The organism is Microcystis sp. M090S1, assembly GCF_020246295.1.
GTDB lineage: Bacteria > Cyanobacteriota > Cyanobacteriia > Cyanobacteriales > Microcystaceae > Microcystis > Microcystis aeruginosa.
The window spans coordinates 1-3708 of the sequence record NZ_JADBTF010000225.1; the positions used below are offsets into that span (position 1 = coordinate 1).

6 protein-coding genes and 2 pseudogenes are annotated in these 3708 nt (G+C 42.1%); 7 read left to right on the forward strand and 1 reads right to left on the reverse strand.

Annotated features, from left to right (window positions below; translation table 11 throughout):
• A pseudogene (locus IM477_RS10140) lies at positions 1 to 132 on the forward strand (IS630 family transposase); the annotation flags it as partial.
• A gap of 2 nt (positions 133 to 134) precedes the next feature.
• Here IM477_RS10140 and IM477_RS10145 read toward each other — a convergent pair.
• Positions 135 to 428, reverse strand: a pseudogene (locus IM477_RS10145) (helix-turn-helix domain-containing protein); the annotation flags it as partial.
• Between the two features lie 243 nt (positions 429 to 671).
• Here IM477_RS10145 and ahcY point away from each other — a divergent pair.
• The 6 genes from ahcY to IM477_RS10175 all read left to right on the forward strand — a co-directional run bounded on the left by ahcY (position 672) and on the right by IM477_RS10175 (position 3650).
• Entirely contained in the window at positions 672 to 1949 is a 1278-nt protein-coding gene (ahcY, locus tag IM477_RS10150) for an adenosylhomocysteinase (protein ID WP_287731606.1), read from the forward strand.
• 98 nt (positions 1950 to 2047) lie between these two features.
• Entirely contained in the window at positions 2048 to 2653 is a 606-nt protein-coding gene (locus tag IM477_RS10155; protein ID WP_106908852.1) for a DedA family protein, read from the forward strand.
• On the forward strand, positions 2654 to 2776 hold the full coding sequence (locus IM477_RS10160; RefSeq protein ID WP_287731607.1) for a hypothetical protein: 123 nt from the start codon (positions 2654 to 2656) through the stop codon (positions 2774 to 2776).
• Between the two features lie 19 nt (positions 2777 to 2795).
• Positions 2796 to 3095 (forward strand): hypothetical protein, encoded by a 300-nt coding sequence (locus tag IM477_RS10165; RefSeq protein ID WP_002795863.1) that lies wholly within the window; start codon positions 2796 to 2798, stop codon positions 3093 to 3095.
• A complete protein-coding gene (locus IM477_RS10170; protein WP_271926818.1) occupies positions 3092 to 3346 on the forward strand; it encodes a type II toxin-antitoxin system VapC family toxin in 255 nt (84 codons plus the stop codon). Before IM477_RS10165 ends, IM477_RS10170 begins: the two co-directional genes overlap by 4 nt.
• A gap of 106 nt (positions 3347 to 3452) precedes the next feature.
• Positions 3453 to 3650 (forward strand): hypothetical protein, encoded by a 198-nt coding sequence (locus IM477_RS10175; RefSeq protein ID WP_287731608.1) that lies wholly within the window; start codon positions 3453 to 3455, stop codon positions 3648 to 3650.
• The last annotated feature ends 58 nt before the right edge of the window (positions 3651 to 3708 follow it).

Here is a 3708-nt window from a genome sequence, read left to right on the forward strand (position 1 = left end):
AACTTTTCTGACTTTTCTTCAGCTATTTATGAATGTCTGAATGATGCCCATCTGAAACATAAAAAAGAACTGGATTCCTTGCTGACTCTACGATTTCAGAAGTTTAATAAATCTCAGATTATGAACGTCTAAAGTATAGTATCGGCGGCCAAATTTTCGATTTCAAAGTCTGGCAAAGTTCTAAATTCTTGTTTTTCCTCCGCTTCTGGGGGAGGTTCTGGGAAAAAGAATAAAGCGAGAGGACGTTTATATATTTCTGCTAACTTTTCCAATTGACTATAGGTAGGAAAGTCCTCTCCTGACTCCCATTTCTCGATAACAGAAACCTCTTTTTTAAACTTGACCGCCACAGACTCAAGAGAATATCTCGCCCTTTCTCTTGCCCATTGGATTATCTTGGGATTAACGCCTGTCAGTTTCTCGCCCATCACTTTATCTTATCATCACCAGATAGAGATTTCTAGCTTGATTTAGATCATACAGTAGTTTTATTGTACTATATAATTACCTAAAATAGAGAAAATGTACCGATTTCTGGATAGGTCAGCGAGGGATTGATAACTTTTTACTATATAAAAAACCAGCCGAAAGCTTGACATTAGCCAAAATACCCAGACAATGTTAAGTTAAATTAACCAATAGCCTAGGCTTGTATTTAAGGAAAACCCCTTATGGTAGCAACACCAGTTCAACAGAAATACGACATCAAAGATATTAGTTTAGCCCCCATCGGCAAACAGCGCATCGAATGGGCCGGACGGGAAATGCCCGTTTTGCGTCAATTAGCCGAACGTTACGCCATCGAAAAACCCTTTGCTGGACTGCGTTTAGTCGCTTGCTGTCACGTTACCACCGAAACCGCTAATTTGGCGATCGCACTAAAAGCCGGTGGCGCTGATGCGTTATTAATTGCCAGTAATCCCCTTTCCACCCAGGATGATGTGGCCGCTTGTTTAGTCGCTGATTACGGCATCCCCGTTTATGCAATCAAAGGGGAAGATAACGACACCTATCACCGTCACGTTCAAATCGCCCTCGATCACAAACCCCAGATTATCATCGATGATGGTTGTGATGTAGTGGCCACCCTAGTTAAAGAAAGAAGTCACCAATTACCCGACATTATCGGTACTACCGAAGAAACTACCACCGGCATCGTCCGTTTGCAAGCCATGCTCAAAGCTGGGGTGTTATCCTTCCCCGCAATGAACGTTAACGACGCAGAAACCAAGCATTTCTTTGATAATCGCTACGGTACAGGTCAATCTACCCTTGATGGTATCATTCGCGCCACCAATATCCTCCTTGCCGGTAAAACCGTGGTTGTGGCTGGTTATGGTTGGTGTGGTAAAGGTGTCGCTATGCGGGCCAAAGGTTTAGGCGCTAATCTAATTGTCACCGAAATTAACGCCGTGCGCGCCATTGAAGCAGCGATGGACGGTTTCCGTGTTATGCCCATGGATGAAGCCGCTAAAGAAGGCGATATCTTTATCACTGTCACTGGTAACAAGCACGTTATCCGGGCTGAACATTTTGACCTGATGAAAGATGGGGCGATTGTTTCCAACTCCGGTCACTTTGATATTGAAATCGACCTGCAAGCTTTAGGCGCAAAAGCCGATAATGTTAAGGACGTTCGCAACTTTACCCAACAATATAGCCTAAAAAGCGGTAAATCCGTCGTTGTTATCGGTGAAGGTCGCCTAGTTAACCTCGCGGCCGCCGAAGGTCATCCTAGTGCCGTTATGGATATGAGTTTCGCTAACCAGGCGATCGGTGTAGAATACTTGGTTAAAAATAAAGGTAAATTAGCCCCCGGCATCTACTCGATTCCCTACGAATTAGACCAAGAAATCGCCCGTTTGAAACTGCAAGCCATGGGGATTGAAATCGATACTCTCACCGAAGCCCAATTAGAATATATCAACTCCTGGACTTCCGGAACCTAATATCGGTTATCGGTTATCAGTTATCAGTTATCAGTTATCAGTTATCAGTTCACTGAAAATACTTTACTTTAAAACTGTTTTCTAAATCCTAAAAAATTATGACTGAATGGATTACAAATACAATGACTTCTATGGGCTATTTAGGCATAGCCCTATTAATGTTTTTAGAGAATCTTTTTCCTCCCATTCCCTCGGAATTAATTATGCCCCTAGCGGGTTTTACCGTCCATGAGGGACAAATGCAATTTATTCCGGCAGTGGTAGCGGGGATTGTCGGAACCGTAGTCGGAGCGCTACCTTGGTATTATCTCGGTCGGGTTGTGGATGAGGAAAAAATCGAAAAACTAGCCGATAAATACGGCAAATGGATTACCGTTTCCGCTAAAGATATTCAAAAAGCTAATCAATGGTTTAACCGTCACGGTAGTAAAGCGGTTTTACTCTGTCGTTTAGTCCCCGGAGTACGAACTTTGATTTCCCTACCCGCCGGGATGAATCACATGGCGATGATTCCTTTTTTAGTTTACTCCACCATCGGCACGACTCTCTGGGTCGTTTTTTTAACGGCAGCAGGTTACTTTTTAGGGAAGAATTACCCCCTTGTGGAAGAATATCTGGCTCCCGTGTCGAAAATAGCCCTACTTGTCCTGGTTATCTGGTTTATCCTCTGGATTGTCCGCAAACGTAACCGCCGGTATGAGTAAATGTTGATCATAGGTGGTGTGTTACGACGGATTGTCACCTTCGAGTCACAGCAGCAATTTTTGCCGTCTAACGCACCCTACGTTTTACTACGTTTTACTGCTTATAAAGGGGCAAAAGGATAAGAATATACGAGGTTTTAATATGCCAACAATTAAACTACGTTCTCAGATTGGTAGAGATGGAATCTTACATTTAGATATACCGTCCGATTTTAAAGACACTGAAGTAAATGTTACAGTAACCGTTGAAGCGGTTCAAGAAGTCAGTGAAGATTTAGCAAGTAGAAAAGAGGAAAGAAAACCTCGCTATAATGCCTGGGGCAACCCAGTAGTAGAGCAATCTATTACCCAAGCTATTTCAGGAATGCGCCGCCTTCAAAAAACTGTAGCTTTACCTAAAAGTGAAATTCGTGCCATGCGAGAAGAAGGGAGACGGTTTTGATTGAGTTTGTTTTAGATTGTTCGGTAGCAATTAGCTGGTGTTTGGTCGATGAAGATAACGATTATGCTAACGCAGTATTAGACATAATGCCAAACGCCGAAGCATTTGTTCCCGAAATTTGGTCTTTAGAGATTGTCAATAATCTCCTAGTCGCAGAAAGAAGAAATCGGATGACGGTCGAGCAAACTCAAGCATCGATTAATTGGTTACAGTCTTTACTTATTACTATTTTTGGATTACCGCCGCGATGATTGGATTTTTCTGGGAGGTCAGGGATTCATGAGGAAAGGATGATATATAATGATAGTCTATGACAGAGAGAGACATTAAATACTGTTTGGTATTAGGAGAAAAGCTTTGCCACTGATTAAAATACCAAGGAATTATCTGATTGCTGAAGATGAAAATTTCATTACAGCAGACGTGCCAGATTCACTGCTTCAGCTTTGGCAAAAAGATTATCAAAAGGTGATTAAAGCCAAAGGTATTCTTAAGGATAAAAAAGCGGCAATGCTATCTCATGTAGAGTCTCTTCGTCGGGAGTGGGATGGATGAAATACGTCTATGATACCAATATTTTTATTTATTATTTAGCCGATGACGATATAGTTAC

Excerpts from the sequence above, each read along its gene's own strand:
- ahcY (WP_287731606.1), top strand. The coding sequence starts at position 672 with ATGGTAGCAACACCAGTTCAACAGAAATACGACATCAAAGATATTAGT.
- IM477_RS10155 (WP_106908852.1), top strand. The coding sequence starts at position 2,048 with ATGACTGAATGGATTACAAATACAATGACTTCTATGGGCTATTTAGGC.
- IM477_RS10160 (WP_287731607.1), top strand. The coding sequence starts at position 2,654 with ATGTTGATCATAGGTGGTGTGTTACGACGGATTGTCACCTTCGAGTCA.
- IM477_RS10165 (WP_002795863.1), top strand. The coding sequence starts at position 2,796 with ATGCCAACAATTAAACTACGTTCTCAGATTGGTAGAGATGGAATCTTA.